The organism is Plantibacter sp. Leaf314 (assembly GCF_001423185.1).
GTDB lineage: Bacteria > Actinomycetota > Actinomycetes > Actinomycetales > Microbacteriaceae > Plantibacter.
Map to the genome: position 1 here is coordinate 583,161 of NZ_LMOB01000001.1, position 16,110 is coordinate 599,270.

At 69.2% G+C, this 16,110-nt stretch carries 16 protein-coding genes and 1 tRNA gene; 3 read left to right on the forward strand and 14 right to left on the reverse strand.

Features of this window, described 5'->3' with window-relative positions; all coding sequences use genetic code 11:
* Positions 1-44: 44 nt before the first annotated feature.
* On the forward strand, positions 45-611 hold the full coding sequence (def, locus tag ASF68_RS02715) for a peptide deformylase (RefSeq protein ID WP_056006469.1): 567 nt from the start codon (positions 45-47) through the stop codon (positions 609-611).
* A gap of 192 nt (positions 612-803) precedes the next feature.
* Here def and ASF68_RS02720 read toward each other — a convergent pair.
* The 5 genes from ASF68_RS02720 to dusB all read right to left on the reverse strand — a co-directional run bounded on the left by ASF68_RS02720 (position 804) and on the right by dusB (position 6,305).
* Positions 804-876, reverse strand: a tRNA-Asn gene (locus tag ASF68_RS02720).
* Positions 877-969: 93 nt separating this feature from the next.
* Positions 970-1,818, reverse strand: coding sequence for an ATP-binding cassette domain-containing protein (locus ASF68_RS02725; protein WP_056006472.1), 849 nt, complete (start codon positions 1,816-1,818; stop codon positions 970-972).
* Positions 1,819-1,920: 102 nt separating this feature from the next.
* The gene (dnaG, locus tag ASF68_RS02730; protein WP_056006475.1) at positions 1,921-3,783 is read right to left on the reverse strand and encodes a DNA primase; all 1,863 of its coding nucleotides are present in this window, start codon (positions 3,781-3,783) and stop codon (positions 1,921-1,923) included.
* An 88-nt stretch (positions 3,784-3,871) separates the two neighbouring features.
* Positions 3,872-5,119: a deoxyguanosinetriphosphate triphosphohydrolase gene (locus tag ASF68_RS02735; RefSeq protein WP_082455798.1), complete on the reverse strand. Its 1,248-nt coding sequence runs from the start codon at positions 5,117-5,119 to the stop codon at positions 3,872-3,874.
* A 25-nt stretch (positions 5,120-5,144) separates the two neighbouring features.
* The gene (gene dusB / locus ASF68_RS02740) at positions 5,145-6,305 is read right to left on the reverse strand and encodes a tRNA dihydrouridine synthase DusB (protein WP_056006481.1); all 1,161 of its coding nucleotides are present in this window, start codon (positions 6,303-6,305) and stop codon (positions 5,145-5,147) included.
* A gap of 51 nt (positions 6,306-6,356) precedes the next feature.
* On the opposite strand from dusB, the gene ASF68_RS02745 reads away from it, so the two are divergent.
* Positions 6,357-6,875, forward strand: a complete 519-nt coding sequence (locus ASF68_RS02745; protein ID WP_056011278.1) for an aminoacyl-tRNA deacylase — start codon at positions 6,357-6,359, stop codon at positions 6,873-6,875.
* On the opposite strand, the gene ASF68_RS19145 is transcribed toward ASF68_RS02745, so the two are convergent.
* From ASF68_RS19145 to recO, 4 genes are read right to left on the reverse strand one after another with little or no spacing between them, the layout of a single operon-like run.
* On the reverse strand, positions 6,866-7,015 hold the full coding sequence (locus tag ASF68_RS19145) for a hypothetical protein (RefSeq protein WP_235526744.1): 150 nt from the start codon (positions 7,013-7,015) through the stop codon (positions 6,866-6,868). The two genes, ASF68_RS02745 and ASF68_RS19145, sit on opposite strands and share 10 nt — an antisense overlap.
* Positions 7,012-7,692: a DsbA family protein gene (locus ASF68_RS02750; protein WP_056006484.1), complete on the reverse strand. Its 681-nt coding sequence runs from the start codon at positions 7,690-7,692 to the stop codon at positions 7,012-7,014. Before ASF68_RS02750 ends, ASF68_RS19145 begins: the two co-directional genes overlap by 4 nt.
* Before the next feature lie 28 nt (positions 7,693-7,720).
* Positions 7,721-8,542, reverse strand: coding sequence for an isoprenyl transferase (locus ASF68_RS02755; RefSeq protein ID WP_056006487.1), 822 nt, complete (start codon positions 8,540-8,542; stop codon positions 7,721-7,723).
* On the reverse strand, positions 8,539-9,276 hold the full coding sequence (gene recO, locus ASF68_RS02760; protein WP_056006490.1) for a DNA repair protein RecO: 738 nt from the start codon (positions 9,274-9,276) through the stop codon (positions 8,539-8,541). The genes ASF68_RS02755 and recO overlap by 4 nt, the downstream gene beginning before the upstream one ends.
* Positions 9,277-9,359: 83 nt before the next feature.
* Between recO and ASF68_RS02765 the strand changes: the two genes are divergently transcribed.
* A complete protein-coding gene (locus ASF68_RS02765; protein WP_056006494.1) occupies positions 9,360-10,028 on the forward strand; it encodes a trimeric intracellular cation channel family protein in 669 nt (222 codons plus the stop codon).
* A gap of 7 nt (positions 10,029-10,035) precedes the next feature.
* Here the strand turns inward: ASF68_RS02765 and ASF68_RS02770 are convergent, their stop codons facing one another.
* From ASF68_RS02770 to leuA, 5 genes are all read right to left on the reverse strand, one after another.
* Positions 10,036-11,448, reverse strand: a complete 1,413-nt coding sequence (locus ASF68_RS02770) for an ABC transporter permease (RefSeq protein WP_056006497.1) — start codon at positions 11,446-11,448, stop codon at positions 10,036-10,038.
* Complete coding sequence (locus ASF68_RS02775) at positions 11,445-12,203, reverse strand: ABC transporter ATP-binding protein (RefSeq protein WP_056006499.1); 759 nt, start codon at positions 12,201-12,203, stop codon at positions 11,445-11,447. The genes ASF68_RS02770 and ASF68_RS02775 overlap by 4 nt, the downstream gene beginning before the upstream one ends.
* A 106-nt stretch (positions 12,204-12,309) precedes the next feature.
* Complete coding sequence (locus ASF68_RS02780) at positions 12,310-12,999, reverse strand: response regulator transcription factor (protein WP_056006502.1); 690 nt, start codon at positions 12,997-12,999, stop codon at positions 12,310-12,312.
* Positions 12,996-14,180, reverse strand: coding sequence for a sensor histidine kinase (locus tag ASF68_RS02785; RefSeq protein ID WP_056006505.1), 1,185 nt, complete (start codon positions 14,178-14,180; stop codon positions 12,996-12,998). The genes ASF68_RS02780 and ASF68_RS02785 overlap by 4 nt, the downstream gene beginning before the upstream one ends.
* Before the next feature lie 128 nt (positions 14,181-14,308).
* Positions 14,309-16,069, reverse strand: a complete 1,761-nt coding sequence (leuA, locus tag ASF68_RS02790; protein ID WP_056006507.1) for a 2-isopropylmalate synthase — start codon at positions 16,067-16,069, stop codon at positions 14,309-14,311.
* Positions 16,070-16,110 lie beyond the last annotated feature (41 nt).

Here is a 16,110-nt window from a genome sequence, read left to right on the forward strand (position 1 = left end):
CGATCCCGGCGCGGCAGGCCGAGCTTGGCGGATAGGCTCGAGCAATGGCAATTCTCGAGATCTGCGTGACCGGCGACCCGGTTCTGCACACCGCCGCCCGGCCGGTCACCGCCGTGGACGACGAGCTCCGACAGCTCGTCTCCGACATGTACGAGACGATGGACCTGGCACCCGGGGTGGGGCTCGCGGCTCCGCAGGTCGGCGTGCCGCTCCGGCTCTTCGTCTACAGCTACGAGGACGACGACGGCCTCCCCTGGCGCGGGGTCGCGATCAACCCGGTGCTGTGGATCAGTCCCCCGCCGATCGGTGAACTCGACGAGGAGGAGGAATCGGAGGGGTGCCTCTCGGTTCCGGGTGAGCGCCACCCACTCAGGCGGTCGGAGGCGGCGATGCTCATCGGCACCGACCTGGAAGGCGAGCCGGTCGAGTTGCGCGTCGTCGGCTGGCGCGCACGCATCCTGCAGCACGAGTTCGACCACCTCAACGGGATCCTCTACGTCGACCGGCTGGAGCTCCCGCACTCGCGGCGCGCGGCGAAGGCTATCCGGAAGTCCGGTTGGGGCGTGCCCGGCATCACCTGGCTCCCGGGACGCGACGACCTCGAGGGCTGAGCGGGGCTCCTTCGCCAGCACCGGCTCTCCCCGGTGGCCGACGCTGCCCACGAGCCCGCCCAGGCATGCAACGAGGCCCGAAGAGTGGAGTCTTCGGGCCTCGTGGTCAAGTGTACGGCGTCTGAGCGGATTCGTGAAACCGCCCACAACGACACATCCCCCGGTCCTGACGGACCGGGGGATGCAGTGCAGCTCCTCGAGTTGGACTCGAACCAACAACCTATCGATTAACAGTCGATTGCTCTGCCAATTGAGCTATCGAGGAATACGAGCTCCGACTGGCCGGGGATTCCGGCCTCTGCGTTGCAGCGCATATCTACTGTAGCAAAGGATTCGTAGACTCCAAATCGACACGCGATCAATCGATGCCGACGGCCTCGGGAGTCTCGTACTGGGTCTCGGTGCCACCCGATTGGGCGAGTGCTGCGAGGAAATCATGCGGCGGATCCGCGAGCATCGCGTCGATCGGTCCGTAGCCCACCACCCGCGACTGGTGCAGCGCGAGCACATCGTCCGTGAGCTCCCGCAGCATGGCGAGGTCATGCATCACGACGATGACGGTGCCGCCGTCCTGCCGGAAGCCGTTGAGCAACTCGGTCACCGTGTGTCGCACCGTGATGTCGATGCCGGCGGTGGGTTCGTCGGCGATGAAGAGTCGTGGGCCGAGCACGAGCGCCCGCGCGATCGCGATCCGCTGGCGCTGCCCGCCGCTCAGCTCGTACGGGTACTTGTCGAGGCTCGAGAGCGGCATCTGCACGGCGTCCAGGAGCGTCGCCACCCGAACGCCGAGTGCCTGCTCGCTGAACTTCTTGTCGCGCGCGAGGACGGGCTCGGAGATGAGTTCCGTGACGGTGAGCTCGGGCTTCAGATGAGCGCCCGCCTCCTGCTCGAGCAACGAGACCTCGAAGGTGAGCTTCGTGAGCTCACGGCGCCCGACCTTCCGCATCGACCGACCGAGGGTCGTCGCATCACCACCGGAGACGAACGGACGCGAGTCTCCGCCGGTGAGGTGCCGACCGGAGAGGACCCGGAGAAGGGTGCTCTTCCCTGAACCCGAACTGCCGATCACCCCGAGGGACCCGCCGACGGGCAGTTCGAAGCTGATGCCGTCCAGTGCCCGATTGCTCGGGCTGACGCCGTGGGCTGCGTAGTCGACGCTCAGATCACTCGTCCGGACAGCCGGTCCGTCCTGCTCTGGGTGCTTCATGAGACCTCTCCTGCCGGTGCACGGGGCGCCACCGGATCGCCATCGAGTGTATCCGGCCATCCCATCGCGTCCACGTGCCACGCTCGACGGCGGAACCCCGGGTCAGGCTTCGGCGCGCAACGCCCGACGTTCCGCCTCGACGGCCGCGAGCCGCCGGGTGATCTCCCGGTGGGCCTCGTCGCGCGGGTCGGTGCGTCGGAGCGAACCGAGCAGCGCGGCCTTCTGTCCGAGCAGATCGCGGTCGATCAGTGCCCGAGCGATGTCGCGGACGTAACTCGGGAGTTTCTCCTCGTTCGTCTCCGGGAGCGGGGACACGCCGAGCTCGCGCACCAAGCCGTCGAAGCCGGGAGGGACCTGCGCGATGACCGTCTCGAGCCAGGCGTTCGAGCCGAGCTGGTCGAGACTCACGCTCATCGCATCGCGGACCACGACCAGGGAACTGTTGGCGACGGAGCTCTGCACGGCGCGTTCCAGCATGGGCCGTTCGAGGTGCTGGGGCAGCTGCAGGATGGCCCGGAGCGCGTCCTGTTCGAGGCGCGTCGACGGGTCTTTCGGGAGATCGGCGAGCGATGCCTGACGCTCACGCGGCGGCGCTGCAGCGGGATCGCCCGGACCCTGCTGCCTGGCGTCACGCGCCGACGACGAGGCGTTGCCGACCGCCCCTCGCACCGCTCGCGCCACCTCGTCGAGCTCCATGCCGAGCTGCTTCGCGAGCACGCGCGTGTACCCGGGCCGGAGCGAGGGGTCGCGGATGTCGGCGACGACCGGGGCGGCCGCACGGAGGGCACCGACGCGACCTTCGACCGTCTCGAGGTCGAACCCGGCGAGCGTCCGCCGGATGATGAACTCGAACATGGGCTCGCGTCCGTCGACGAGCTTACGGATGGCGCCGTCGCCACGATTGAGCCGGAGGTCGCACGGGTCCAGACCGTCCGCGGACACCGCGACGTACGTCTGCGCCGCGAACCGTTTCTCCTCACCGAACGCACGGATGGCCGCCTTCTGGCCCGCCTCGTCCGGATCGAAGGTGAAGATGACCTCGCCGGTCGCCGAGTCGTCTCCCATCACGCGTCGGATCATCTTGATGTGATCGACACCGAAGGAGGTCCCGCAGGTCGCCACCGCGGTCATCTCCCCTGCCAAGTGGCACGCCATCACATCGGTGTAGCCCTCGACGACGACCACGCGCTTGCCCCGGGAGATGTCGCGCTTGGCGAGGTCGAGCCCGTACAGGACCTGGGCCTTGTGGTAGATCGCGGTCTCGGGGGTGTTGAGGTACTTCGGGCCCTTGTCGTCCTCGCGCAGGCGCCGCGCGCCGAAGCCGAGCACCTGGCCGGTGGTGTCGCGGATGGGCCAGATCAACCGGCCACGGAACCGGTCGTAGGAGCCACGGTCGCCGCTCGACACGAGCCCGGCCGCGAGCATCTCCTCGTCGGTGAACCCGCGCGCGCGCATCGCCTTCATCAGGTGGTCCCAGCCGGCGGGAGCGAATCCGATGCCGAAGTGGTCGGCCGCCGCCGCGTCGAATCCGCGTTCGCCGAGGAACCGGCGCCCGAGGTCCGCATCGCCGTCGTGGAGCTGTTGCTGGAAGAACTCGGCCGCCGCCTGGTTGGCCGCGAACAGCCTGGCACGGTTGCCGTGGTCGACCTTGCCGCCGCCCTCCTCGTAGCTGAGTGGGTAGCCGATCCGTTGCGCGAGCCGCTCCACCGACTCCGCGAACGTCACGTGGTCCATCTTCTGCAGGAAGCTGTAGACGTCGCCGCTCTCACCGCAGCCGAAGCAGTGGTACAGGCCGACCGTCGGACGCACATGGAAGCTCGGGCTGCGCTCGTCGTGGAAGGGGCAGAGCCCCTTGAGCGAGCCGACACCGGCGGACTTCAGGGAGACGTAGTCACCGACGACGTCGCCGATGTTCGTGCGGGCTTTGACCTCTTCAACATCGCTCTGTCGAATCCGTCCGGCCATGCTTCGATCCTAGTCTCGTGCGTCTCTCGTCCCTCCCTGACGGCGGTCTCCCGACGGAGGCGGTCACCCGGCAGGGTGGGGAGCGGGGTCAGGCGCCGGTGTGACGCTCGTGCCAGGAGAGCGCGCTCTGGTCGGTCAGGCTCGCGATCTGGTCGACCACGACGCGTCGGCGCTCCTCGTCCGATCCGGCGGCACGCCAGTCGGCGGCGAACCCCACGTCCAGCGCGGACTCCCCCAGCGCATACACCGCGTCGGACAGCTCGACCAGGATCTCCCGCTGCCGCACGTAGAGCGGCTGGCGCGAGTCGCTGTACATCACGAACGCCGCGACGATCCCCTTGAGCAGGGCGATCTCCGCCTGGATGCCGTGCGGCACCACCACGTCCGCGCCGAACCGCACGAGGCTGGCCTGCGGGAAGGCCTCGCGGGTCGCCGCCGTCGCCGCACCGGCGAATCGGCCGATCATCTGGCTGGTGAAGTTCTTCAGACGCCCCAGATCCCGCCGGGAGCCGTCCCACGCCGTGATCCAGGTGTGCGACGACTGCAGCCGGTCGAAGGCCGCTGCGAGGTCGTCGTGGGTGAAGTCGTCTCCCGCCCACGAGAGCGCGGTGGCGATGAGGCCGTCATGGCCTGCTCGCGCGTTCAGGAACGCCGGGTCGATGTACTCCCCCACGACGGCGTCCTCGAAGTCGTGCACGGAGTAGGCGATGTCGTCGGCGAGGTCCATGACCTGGGCCTCGACGCATCGGACCCGCTCGGGGGCTCCGGCACGCAACCATCGGAAGGCCGCCGAGTCCTCGTCGAAGAACCCGAATTTGGCGCGGCCACCCGGGTCCGGGATCGACTGCGCGGCCGGCCACGGGTACTTGCAGCTGGCGTCGAGGCTCGCCCGGGTCAGGTTCAGCCCGTACGGCTCCCCGTCGGGCCCGAAGACCTTCGACTCGAGGCGGGTGAGGATGCGCAGGGTCTGCGCGTTGCCCTCGAAGCCGCCGATGCCCGCCGACCAGTCGTTGAGCGCCCGCTCGCCGTTGTGGCCGAAGGGCGGATGGCCGAGGTCGTGCGCGAGGCACGCCGTGTCGACGACGTCCGGAGCGAGGTCGAGACTGGCGGCGAGCTCACGGCCGACCTGCGCCACCTCGAGGGAGTGCGTCAGACGGTTCCGAGCGAAGTCGACCCCGCTCGTCGGGCTGAGGACCTGGGTCTTCGCGGCGAGACGACGGAGTGCGCTCGAGTGCAGCAGACGCGCCCGGTCGCGGGCGAAGTCGGAGCGTCGGGTGGAGTGGTGCTCAGGGAGCCAGCGCTCTTCGTCGTGCAGGGTGTAGCCGTCCTGGTCCATGGACGTTCTCCCCTGCTCGGTGGTGCTATCCGCCACTGTGGTCCAGTTCCGCGCCCGCGATCTCGGTCTGCTCGTCGGCACCGAGCGACTGTGAGTCGAGCCAGCCGTAAGGCAACGCCGGTCGTTTCGGCGTGCCGGCTCGTCCGCGCTGCCCCTCGGCGGCGGCGCCGGGGTACGGAGCCGTCCAGTCGAGGGTCGCCAGGAGCTCGTCGAGCTGCTCGAGTGACTCCACCGTGGCGAGACTGGCCCGCAGGTCGCCACCGACGGGGTAGCCCTTGAAGTACCACGCGACGTGCTTCCGGATGTCGCGGCACCCGCGTTCCTCGCTCTCGAAGAACTCGGCCAGCAGTTCGGCATGACGCCGGAACGCGGCAGCGACGTCGCCGAGGGACGGCTCCGCCTTCGTGCCCTCGCCGGCGAACGCCGAGCTGAGGTCGCCGAAGAGCCAGGGGCGCCCGAGGCAGCCACGGCCCACGACGACGCCGTCGCAGCCGGTCTCGTCGACCATCCTGAGGGCGTCCTCGCCCGACCAGATGTCTCCGTTGCCGAGGACCGGCACCGAGGTGACCGTCTCCTTGAGCTTGGTGATCGCCGCCCAGTCGGCGTGTCCCGAGTAGAACTCGGCCGCCGTCCTGGCGTGCAGGGCGATCGAGGCGACACCGGCGCCCTCGGCGATCCGCCCGGCCTCGAGGTAGGTGAGGTGGTCGGAATCGATGCCCTTGCGCATCTTGATCGTCAGCGGGACGTCGCCAGCGGCGCGGACGGCGCCCTCGACGATGTCGCGGAACAGACCGGTCTTCCACGGCAACGCGGCGCCACCGCCCTTGCGGGTCACCTTCGGGACCGGGCAGCCGAAGTTGAGGTCGATGTGATCGGCCCGGTCCTCGGCGACGAGCATGGTGACGGCCTCGGCGACCGTCTTCGGGTCCACCCCGTACAACTGGATCGAGCGCAGCGTCTCGCTCTCGTGGTGTTGGATGAGCCGCATCGTCTCGGGCGTGCGTTCGACGAGCGCACGGGAGGTGATCATCTCGCTCACGTACAAACCGGCGCCGTACTCACGGCAGAGGCGACGGAACGCGGTGTTGGTGATCCCGGCCATGGGCGCGAGCACGACCGGCGAGTCGAGCACGATGGGCCCGATCGCGAGGCTCGGGCGCTGCGGGAGCGTGGTAGGAAGAGACATCACCCTCGATTCTCCCAGATGATCGGCGCTTCGGCGCCCAGTGAGGACCACATGTCAAACGCCGCCACGCAAGCCGTTCCAGAACCCGTCGGCCGCGAACGCGTCGCGGCTGCGGCGGCCTCCCTCGGCATCGACGTCGAGCTGGTCCAGCGCCCGGCCGCGCGCAGTCTGCACGAGGCGGCGGAACTCCTCGGGATCGAGCCCGCCGAGATCGTCAAGACGATCGTCGTGAAGCGTCGCAGCGGCGACTACCTCTTCGCGCTCGTCCCCGGCGGGCGCAAGATCTCGTGGCCGCCCTTCCGCACCTTACTGGGCGTCAACAAGCTCGCGATGCCCGACGCGGAGACGGCGTTCCGCGCGACCGGTTACGAGCGCGGCACGATCACCGTCCTCGGCGCGACGAGCGCATTGCCCGTGTACGCCGACGAACGGATCCTCCGCCGCGGCGGTCGCATCTCGATCGGTGCCGGCGAGCACGGCTGGAGCGCGTTCGTCGACGCAGCGGCCTACCTCGCCGCGATCGGGGCCGTCACGGCCGACCTCACGGAGCCGGAGGACCCTCAGTCCTGAGCCGCGGCACCCGTCAGGACGAGACAGCTGTCGCCCTCGCAGACGACGGCGTCCGCGCCGAGGATCCGCAGAGGCGGTCTGCTCGCCGCGCTCTGGGGGCGTTCGGCCGGCTCGGTCGGCGACGTCGTCTCCGACGTCATGCCTGCACCGGCTCGGCGTTCGCGCGTTCCGTCCAGACCTGCTCGAGCACCTGCGCGAACGCTGCGGGCTCCTGCGCACCCGAGACCCCGTACGCGCCGTCGATGACGAAGAACGGGACACCCTGGATGCCGTAGCCCTGAGCGGTCGCCTGGTCCTCACGGACCGCCTGCGTGAACCGACCGGACTCGAGCGCCGACACGACGGCCTCACGATCGAGTCCCACCTCCGCGGCGAGGTCTGCGAGGTCCTCGACCCGTCCGACGTGGCGGCCCTCGGTGAAGTAGGCCTTGAGAAGACGCTCGGTCATCTCCAGTTGCTTGCCCTCGGCCTTCGCGAAGTGGAGCAGCTCATGTGCCTTCACCGTGTTGGTGTGCTGGAGGATGCCGAAGTCGTACGCGAGGCCGGTCTCGGCGGCGATGCCCGTCACGCGGTCGAGCATCTGCTGGACCTGATCGGCTGGCATGCCTTTGTGCTTCACGAGGAAGTCGATCTCCGTCCCGTCGAAGTCGACCGGGGTGTCGGGCGCGAGCTCGAAGGAGTGGTACTCGACCTCCACCTCGCGTCCGTCGCCGAGCTGCGCGAACTCCGCCGAACCGCGCTCGAACTTGCGCTTGCCGATGTAGCACCACGGGCACGCGATGTCGGACCAGATGTCGATCTTGATGGGTTCGCTCATGTCAGGGCCAACCACGGAGGAGCGCCGGTCATTCCCCCGCCGACTCGGCGGCGTCGGGGACGTCTCGTGCTCCCCCGAAGCGCCGATCGCGTCCGGCGTACCGCTCCACGGCGTCCCACAGCTGACGCCGACCGAAGTCGGGCCACAGCGTGTCGAGGAAGACCATCTCCGCGTAGGCGGACTGCCACAGCTGGAAGTTGCTCGTGCGCTGCTCTCCCGAACTCCGCACGAAGAGGTCGACGTCGGGGAGGTCGGGCAGGTACAGCCGGCTCTGGATGAGCCGTTCCGACACTGCGGACGGTTTGATCCGCCCAGCGGCCACGTCGTCGGCGATGGTGCGCACCGCGTCGACGATCTCGTTGCGCCCGCCGTAGTTGACGCACATGGTGAGGGTCAGGCGGTCGTTGTCGCGGGTGAGCTGCTCAGCCGTCTGCAGTTCCTTGATGACCGACGCCCAGAGGCGTGGCCGCCGGCCGGACCAGCGGACGCGGACGCCCCACTCGTTGAGCTGGTCGCGTCGGCGGTGCAGCACTTCTCGGTTGAACCCCATGAGGAAGCGGACCTCGTCGGGCGAACGCTTCCAGTTCTCGGTCGAGAACGCGTAGACCGACAGGTGCTTGATGCCGAGCTGCAGTGCACCGGCGACGACGTCCAGCAGCGCGGCTTCGCCCGCCTTGTGCCCCTCGACCCTGGTGAGCCCTCGTCGATTGGCCCAGCGGCCGTTGCCGTCCATGACGATGGCGACGTGCGCGGGGACCTCGCCCCGCTTGAACTCCGGCGGGTACTCCCCCGTCCAGTCGATCGGTTTGAAGGGCACCGCGTCGCGGTGGGTGTACGGCTTCGGGGTCACCCGCGGCTCCGATCCTGTTCGAGGTGCGCGAGCGACCGCAGCCCACGCTCCAGATGCCATTGCGCATAGGCCGCGGTGAACCCGCTCGCCCGCGAAGCCGTCTGTTCGGCGGCCGCCTCCGCGTACTCCCAGTCGCCGGACAGCAGGGCGCCGAGGAGCGAGAGGGTCTCGGCGTCCAGCCGGGGACTGCCAGACGGCGCGCAGTCGTCGCACACGACGCCGCCCAACTGCACCACCACGTGCGAGTAGTCGCCCTCCGTCCCGCAACGTGAGCAGGCGCCGAAGCTCGGTGCCCATCCCGCGAGCGAGAACGCGCGCAACAGGTACGAGTCGAGGGTGAGCCGCGGACCGTGCTCGTGCTTCGAGAGCGAGCGCAGCGCGCCGACGAGGAGCAGGTACTGCTGGAGGGAGCCCTCCGACTCCGTCAGTCGGTCGGCCGCCTCGACCATCGCGCTCGCAGCGGTGTAGCTGCCGTAGTCGGCGCTGATCTCGGCCCCGTAGGAGCCGAGCGACTCGGCCTGGGTGATGGTGTCGAGGCTGCGGCCCTCGTAGAACTGGACGTCGGCGACCATGAACGGCTCCAGCCGCGAGCCGAACTTCGACCCGGTGCGGCGGACACCCTTGGCGACCGCCCGGATCTTGCCCCTGCTGCGTGAGAGCATGGTGACGATGCGATCGGCCTCGCCGAGCTTGTGGGTCCGCAACACCACCACTTCGTCTCGATATACCGGCACGCATCGATTATCCCGCCTCGCACCGACAACGTGCCCCGGGAACCGCCGTCCGGGACCGAAGGAGCGCCGCGAGAGATGCAACCGTGAACGAGGTCCTCTTCGTCGTCCCACTCTGGGTCGACCTCTCGGCGGTCGCGATCGGCGCCGTCCAGGGCGCGATGTTCGCGGCCAGGTTCCAGGATCGTCAGCTCGACTGGCTCGGCGTCGCGATCATCGGGGTCGTCGTCGGGCTCGGCGGCGGTCTCATCCGCGACATCCTGCTCGGGCAGGTTCCGGCATCGCTGCAGAACAACTGGTACCTCCCCGTCGCCTCGGGGGCGGCCCTGCTCGGCATGCTCCTCCTCCGGACGGTGACCCGGCTCGGACCGGTGATCATCGGCCTCGACGCCCTGACGATCGGCATGTTCGGGGCGATCGGCTCCACCAAGGCACTGGCGGCAGGGCTCCCCGTCATCCCGGCCATCTTCGTCGGCACCGTCTCGGCCGTCGGAGGCTCCGTGCTCCGGGACGTCATGCTGGGCGTCCCCGTGGCACTCATGCACGTGGGCTCCCTGTACGCCGTCGCCGCCGCGGTCGGGACGGCCCTGCTCGTCCTCGCCGTCACCTTCGGCGCTCCGCTCGGGATCGCGGCGATCGTCGGTGTCTCGTCGACCGCGGTGATCCGGCTCCTGGCGGTGCGCTTCGGGTGGACGCTGCCCGAGCAGCGCCAGATCGGCGGATGGCGAATCTGGCGCCGCTCGACGCGAGGCTGAGCGGGGCTCAGTCGACCGCGAGCGCGGCGACCGGGGCGATGCGGGTGGCCCGTCGTGAGGGAGCCACCGACGCCGCAGCGGTGAGCAGGGCGGCGAGCACCACGATCACGAGCACGATGCCCCATGGGATGACCGGCACGATCAGTCCCGGCGAGCCGTTGATCGCGCCGAACATCGACTGCGCCCCCGCCCACCCGTAGAAGGTGCCGAGCACGAGCCCGACGGCCACGGCGGCGATCGTCAGCTGCGCCGACTCGATCACGATCATCCGGCGGATCTGTCGGGCCGAGAACCCGAGCGCCCGCAGCAGCCCGAGTTCGCGGGTGCGCTGGAGCACGCTGAGGGACAGGTTGTTCACCATGCCGACGGCGGCGATGAGCGCACTCAGCCCGATGAGTGCGGAGAACACGCCGACGGTCGTCGCGACCACGGTCTGGGTCCCCTCATAGAGCTCCGGCTCCATCGCCTGCGCGTTCATGACGAGCTCCTGGAAGTTCGCCGCCGCGACGGCGAACATCGTCACGAGCGTGACACCGATCACGAGACCGATCGTGGTGCGTGAGCTGCGCTCCGGGTAGCGGACCGCGTTCTCGGCGGCGAGCCTGGCCGTCGCGGAACCCCCGAACAGCCGGCCGACGAGACGCAACGCCGGCGGCATCACGAGGTGCGCACCGAGGATGAGGCCGGAGAAGGACACGATCCCGCCGACGATGCCGATGAGCACCCCGAGCGGCGACACGAGCCCTACGCCCACCCCGGCGAGGAGGAGCAGGACACCGACGACGAACAGGCCGATCGCGACCGCGTTCCGAGCGGGTCGCGCGACGGTCTCCTCCCGGCTCAGCTCCTGGGATCCGCCGATCGCCTGCATGGGGGTGACCGACAGGACCCGACGAGCACCGATCCACGATGCGAGCCAGGTCGTCAGGACGACGGCGGCGACCGGGAGGAGGACCGCCGGCTCGGCGATCGGGTACGGCAGCTCCGGCAACACACCGGTGGCCACGCCGACGCGGACGAGGGCGAAGGCGGCGAGGAGGCCGACGACGAGGCCGGCCCCACCGCCGAGCAGACCGACGACGACGCCTTCCCGCGCGACGGCGCGGCGCTGGGACCTCGCGGTCGATCCGATGAGCCGGAGGAGCGCGATCGTCCTCGTCCGGCCGGCGACGATGGTCGCGAAGGTGTTGGCCGTGACGATCGCACCCACGTACACCGCGAGCGACACGAAGACGGCTGCGGCCAGCACGAGCATGATCACGACGGACCCGCTGGACCCCGTGACGTCGTCCGCGAGGATGAACGTCGACAGGATGCTGGTGACCATCAGCAGGAGGACCCCGAACGACGCGCTCAGCGTCGCGACGAGCAGGCTCGCCCGATGCTCACTCGCGCGCGGGCCGAGCGCCGAGCCGCTCACGCCGCACGCTCCATACCCAGCATCAGTGCGGAGATCTGCTCGGGTGTCGACCGCGGACGGTCCTCGACGACCTTGCCGTCGGCGAGGAACACGATCCGGTCCGCGTAGCTCGCGGCGATCGGGTCGTGGGTGACCATCGCGATGCTCTGCCCGTACTCCGTGCTCGCGGCTGCGAGGAGCGCCAACACGCTCCGGCCGGTGCGTGAGTCGAGGTTGCCGGTCGGCTCGTCGGCGAAGAGCAACTCGGGCCGCGTCGCCAGGGCACGCGCGATCGCGACCCGCTGCTGCTGGCCGCCCGAGAGCTCATGGGGTCGGTGCCCCAGCCGCGACGCGAGTCCGAGCGTGCTCACGAGCACGTCGATCCAGCTCTGCTCCTCGCTCGTCGGACGTCTGGCGTCGAGCTCGAACGGCAGCCGGATATTGGCTGCGACGTCGAGGGTCGGAACGAGGTTGAACGCCTGGAAGACGAACCCCACCCGGCGCCGGCGCAGGATGGTGAGCTGCCCGTCGTCGAGGTCGGTGATGTCCTGGTCGCCGAGCCGGACGCGGCCCTCGGTGGCCTGATCGAGGCCCGCCATGATGTGCATGAGCGTCGACTTCCCCGATCCACTCGGCCCCATGATGGCCGTGAACCGACCACGCTGGATCTCGAGGTCCACGCCGTCGAGCGCGACGACCTGATTGCCCGACGGGCCGTAGCTCTTGCGCAGTCCGCGGACGCTGGCGACGACGGCTGGTTGTGCTGAATTCTCCATACTTCGACGCTATGGAGGGAGCCCCTTCGTCCGCGTCGTGCGCCCGAGCGATCCCCCTACATCGGACGGATGATCCTCGAACCCCGGCGGTGGAGCGGGCGACCGGTCAGACGAGCCCGTGCTCGAAGGCGAAGACGACGAGCTGCACGCGGTCACGTACTTCGAGCTTGCCGAAGATCCGGCTGATGTGGGTCTTCACCGTCGCCTCGCTGAGGAATTCCGCCGCCGCGATCTCCGAGTTGCTCAGCCCGCGCGCCGCGAGGAGGAAGATCTCCCGCTCCCGAGCGGTGAGTTCGGCGTAGCGCTGGGGTGCGACCGGCGGCGCGGGCGCCTGGCGGAAGTGCTCGAACAGCTCCCGCGTCGCGGACGCCGCGATGACCGCGTTCCCTGCATGCACCGTGCGGATCGCCGCGAGGAGGAACTCCGGTTCGGCGTCCTTCAGCACGAAACCGCTCGCCCCGGCCCGGATCGCCGTCGCGGCCGCCTCGTCGAGGTCGAAGGTGGTCAGCACGATGATGCGGGGGCGCTCCGTCCCGCGCGCGTCCGCTTCCGCCAGGATCGCCTTGGTCGCCTCGATACCGTCCATGACCGGCATCCGGACGTCCATGAGGATCACCTGCGGACGGGTGCGGGCAGCGAGCTCCACCGCCTGTCGTCCGTCGGACGCTTCACCGACGACCCGCAGGTCCGGCTGGGAGCCGATGAGCATGCGGATGCCACCGCGGAACAGGGCCTGGTCGTCCACCAGCGCGATGGTGATCGCCTCCGCCGCCGCGTTGCCGTGTGGATCGGTCATCTCGTCACTCCTGCCGTCGTGAACGGGATCGATGCGTACACGGTGAAGAGACCGTCCACCAGGGTCGTCCCGAACCTGCCGCCTGCCAGCGTAGCGCGCTCGTTCATCCCGGCGAGTCCGTGACCGGTTCCGGGCTTGGGCGGTTCCGACTTCGCGCGGTTGACGATCCACACCTGCAGCTCCGGGCCGGTCCAGTCGAGGTGGACGTCGATCGGTGCGCGGTGGTCGCCGTGGCGGAGGGCGTTCGTGAGCGCCTCCTGGATGATCCGGTAGACCGCGAGCTGCGACCCGGTCGCCACCGGCCGCTCCGCTCCGTGGTTCTCGACCACGACGTCGACGCCAGCACCGCGCAGCTGCTCGTACAGGCGGTCGAGGTCGGCCATGACCGGCTGCGGACCCTCACTCTGCTGGAACCGCAACTGCCCGAGCAGCACCCGCACGTCGGCCAGGGCCTCCCGGGAGATGCTCGAGATCGTCCGCAGCGCCTGGTCCGCCGAATCGGGGTCGGCGGCCAGAGCGTATCTGGCTCCGTCGGCCTGTGCGATCACGACCGCCAGCGAGTGCGCGACGACGTCGTGCATGTCGCGGGCGATGCGGTTGCGCTCCTGTTCGACGGCGACGTCGCGTTCGGCCAGCAACTGCGCCTGGCGACTGTCCCTGGCTCGGCGCCAGGTCCGCATGAGGACACCGGCCGTCCACGCGAGCCCGAAGAACGCCGCGAACGCGAGGAACATGAAGAGCCCGATCGTCACCTTCGCGATCGGGGTCAGGTCGGTCGCCAGTCCGAAGGAGTTGATCTCGGCGTTCACGCCCGTCGTCCAGCTCGGGACGACGATCACGTAGACCACGATGAGCGCGGCCCCGAGGAAGGCGGAGGCGAAGGAGAGCCATCGTGCGACCTTGCCGCCGTACGTCGCGGCGGCGTACAACACCACGGGGATCGCGAAGTTCGCGGGGTCCGGTGCGAGGAGCAGCAGCATCTGCACGAGGGCCGTCACCCAGGCGATGGCGAGCGAGATCCCCGGGGCGAGCCGGCGCACGGCGAGGGCGGCGCACATGCCGAGGAGCACGATCACGTACTGCTGCGGCCTCGTCGCGTACAACAGGGACGTGAGGATGAACAGCACGGACGGCAGTGCGATGTCGACGGCCAGTTGGCCGGGCCGGAGCGTGCGGAGCATCCTCCAACCGTACGACCTGCCCACCGGAGGGCCTGCACCCACGGCGCAAGATCATCCTCCGGGTGTACGTCCAGAGAACGCCGCTGCGCCGGGTCTTCCCGAAGGACGACCCGGCGCAGCGGGAGACGTCAGATGGCCGCCAGCTCCCGAGCCTCGACGCCGGACCGCACGGCGCGGTTGACCGCCGACACGACGGCCTTCAGCGACGCGGTCGCGATGTCGCCGTCGATACCGACGCCCCAGAGGCGCTGATCGTTCACCTGCAGCTCCACGTACGCGGCGGCCTCGGCGTCACCGCCGGCGCTCAGCGTGTGCTCGACGTAGTCGTAGAGCGTGACCTCGATGCCGCGGTCGGAGAGCATGTTGAGGAACGCCGCGATCGGACCGTTCCCGGTCGACGTGCGCTCCTCCACGGCCTCGCCGTCGCGGAGGGCGACCTCGAGCACCACGGTGCCCGCGAGGTCGCTCGACGTCTTGGTGGACTGCAGTTCGAACCGGCCCCACTTCGCGTCGGCCGCAGCCGCCGGGAGGTACTCGTCCTGGAAGACCGCCCAGATCTGGCCGCTCGTCACCTCGCCGCCCTCGGCGTCGGTCTTGGCCTGTACGACTCCGGAGAACTCGATCTGCAGTCGACGCGGGAGGTCCAGTGCATGGTCGTTCTTCAGCAGGTAGGCGACGCCGCCCTTGCCGGACTGCGAGTTGACGCGGATGACCGCTTCGTAGCTGCGGCCCAGGTCCTGTGGGTCGACGGGGAGGTACGGGACCGCCCACTCCAGGTCGGAGACGTCCTTGCCCTGCGACGCCGCTTCGACCGACATCGCCTCGAAGCCCTTCTTGATCGCGTCCTGGTGCGAGCCGCTGAACGCCGTGAAGACCAGGTCGCCCGCCCAGGGGCTCCGTTCGTGCACCGGCAGCTGGTTGCAGTGCTCGGCGGTCCGCTTGACCTGGTCGATGTCGCTGAAGTCGATCTGCGGGTCGACACCCTGGGTGAACAGGTTGATGCCGAGTGCGACGAGGTCGACGTTGCCGGTCCGCTCACCGTTCCCGAAGAGGCAACCCTCGATGCGGTCGGCGCCCGCCTGGTAGCCGAGCTCGGCAGCGGCGATCGCCGTACCGCGGTCGTTGTGCGGGTGCAACGAGATGATGATGTTCTCGCGATTGGCGAGGTTGCGGCTCATCCATTCGATCGAATCCGCGTAGACGTTCGGCGTGGCCATCTCGACGGTGGCCGGGAGGTTGATGATGACCTTGCGGTCCGGCGTCGCTTCGAGCACCTCGACCACCTGGTTGCAGATGTCGACGGCGAACTCGAGCTCGGTCCCCGTGTAGCTCTCCGGCGAGTACTCGTAGTAGATCTCCGTCCCTGGGACGGTGGACTCCATCTCCCGGCACTTCCGGGCCCCGTGCAGGGCGAGGTCGATGATGCCCTGCTTGTCGCTCCGGAACACCACGTCCCGCTGCAGGACACTGGTCGAGTTGTAGAGGTGCACGATCGCCTGCTTCGCGCCGTGCAGCGACTCGTAGGTGCGCTCGATGAGGTGGTCGCGCGCCTGGGTCAGCACCTGGATGGTGACGTCTTCGGGGATCGCGCCCTCTTCGATGAGGCTGCGCACGAAGTCGAAGTCGGTCTGGCTCGCGCTCGGGAACCCGACCTCGATCTCCTTGTAGCCCATCTTCACCAGGAGGTCGAACATGATGCGCTTCCGTTCGGGACTCATGGGGTCGATGAGCGCTTGGTTGCCGTCACGCAGGTCGACGGCGCACCAGCGCGGCGCCTCGGTGATTCGGCGGTCCGGCCAGGTGCGGTCGGGCAGTGACACGGCGAACTGGTCCTGGTAAGCGCGGTAGCGATGGACCGGCATGCCTGAAGGCTTCTGGGTGTTCTTCATGATCCTGGGATCTCCTCGTGGGATTGGGGGTGAGCCAATGA

What these genes read in the sequence shown, in the direction of transcription:
- def (WP_056006469.1), top strand. Translation starts at nt 45, where the DNA reads ATGGCAATTCTCGAGATCTGCGTGACCGGCGACCCGGTTCTGCACACC.
- ASF68_RS02725 (WP_056006472.1), bottom strand. Translation starts at nt 1,818, where the DNA reads ATGAAGCACCCAGAGCAGGACGGACCGGCTGTCCGGACGAGTGATCTG.
- dnaG (WP_056006475.1), bottom strand. Translation starts at nt 3,783, where the DNA reads ATGGCCGGACGGATTCGACAGAGCGATGTTGAAGAGGTCAAAGCCCGC.
- ASF68_RS02735 (WP_082455798.1), bottom strand. Translation starts at nt 5,119, where the DNA reads ATGGACCAGGACGGCTACACCCTGCACGACGAAGAGCGCTGGCTCCCT.
- dusB (WP_056006481.1), bottom strand. Translation starts at nt 6,305, where the DNA reads ATGTCTCTTCCTACCACGCTCCCGCAGCGCCCGAGCCTCGCGATCGGG.
- ASF68_RS02745 (WP_056011278.1), top strand. Translation starts at nt 6,357, where the DNA reads ATGTCAAACGCCGCCACGCAAGCCGTTCCAGAACCCGTCGGCCGCGAA.
- ASF68_RS19145 (WP_235526744.1), bottom strand. Translation starts at nt 7,015, where the DNA reads ATGACGTCGGAGACGACGTCGCCGACCGAGCCGGCCGAACGCCCCCAG.
- ASF68_RS02750 (WP_056006484.1), bottom strand. Translation starts at nt 7,692, where the DNA reads ATGAGCGAACCCATCAAGATCGACATCTGGTCCGACATCGCGTGCCCG.
- ASF68_RS02775 (WP_056006499.1), bottom strand. Translation starts at nt 12,203, where the DNA reads ATGGAGAATTCAGCACAACCAGCCGTCGTCGCCAGCGTCCGCGGACTG.
- ASF68_RS02780 (WP_056006502.1), bottom strand. Translation starts at nt 12,999, where the DNA reads ATGACCGATCCACACGGCAACGCGGCGGCGGAGGCGATCACCATCGCG.
- ASF68_RS02785 (WP_056006505.1), bottom strand. Translation starts at nt 14,180, where the DNA reads ATGCTCCGCACGCTCCGGCCCGGCCAACTGGCCGTCGACATCGCACTG.
- leuA (WP_056006507.1), bottom strand. Translation starts at nt 16,069, where the DNA reads ATGAAGAACACCCAGAAGCCTTCAGGCATGCCGGTCCATCGCTACCGC.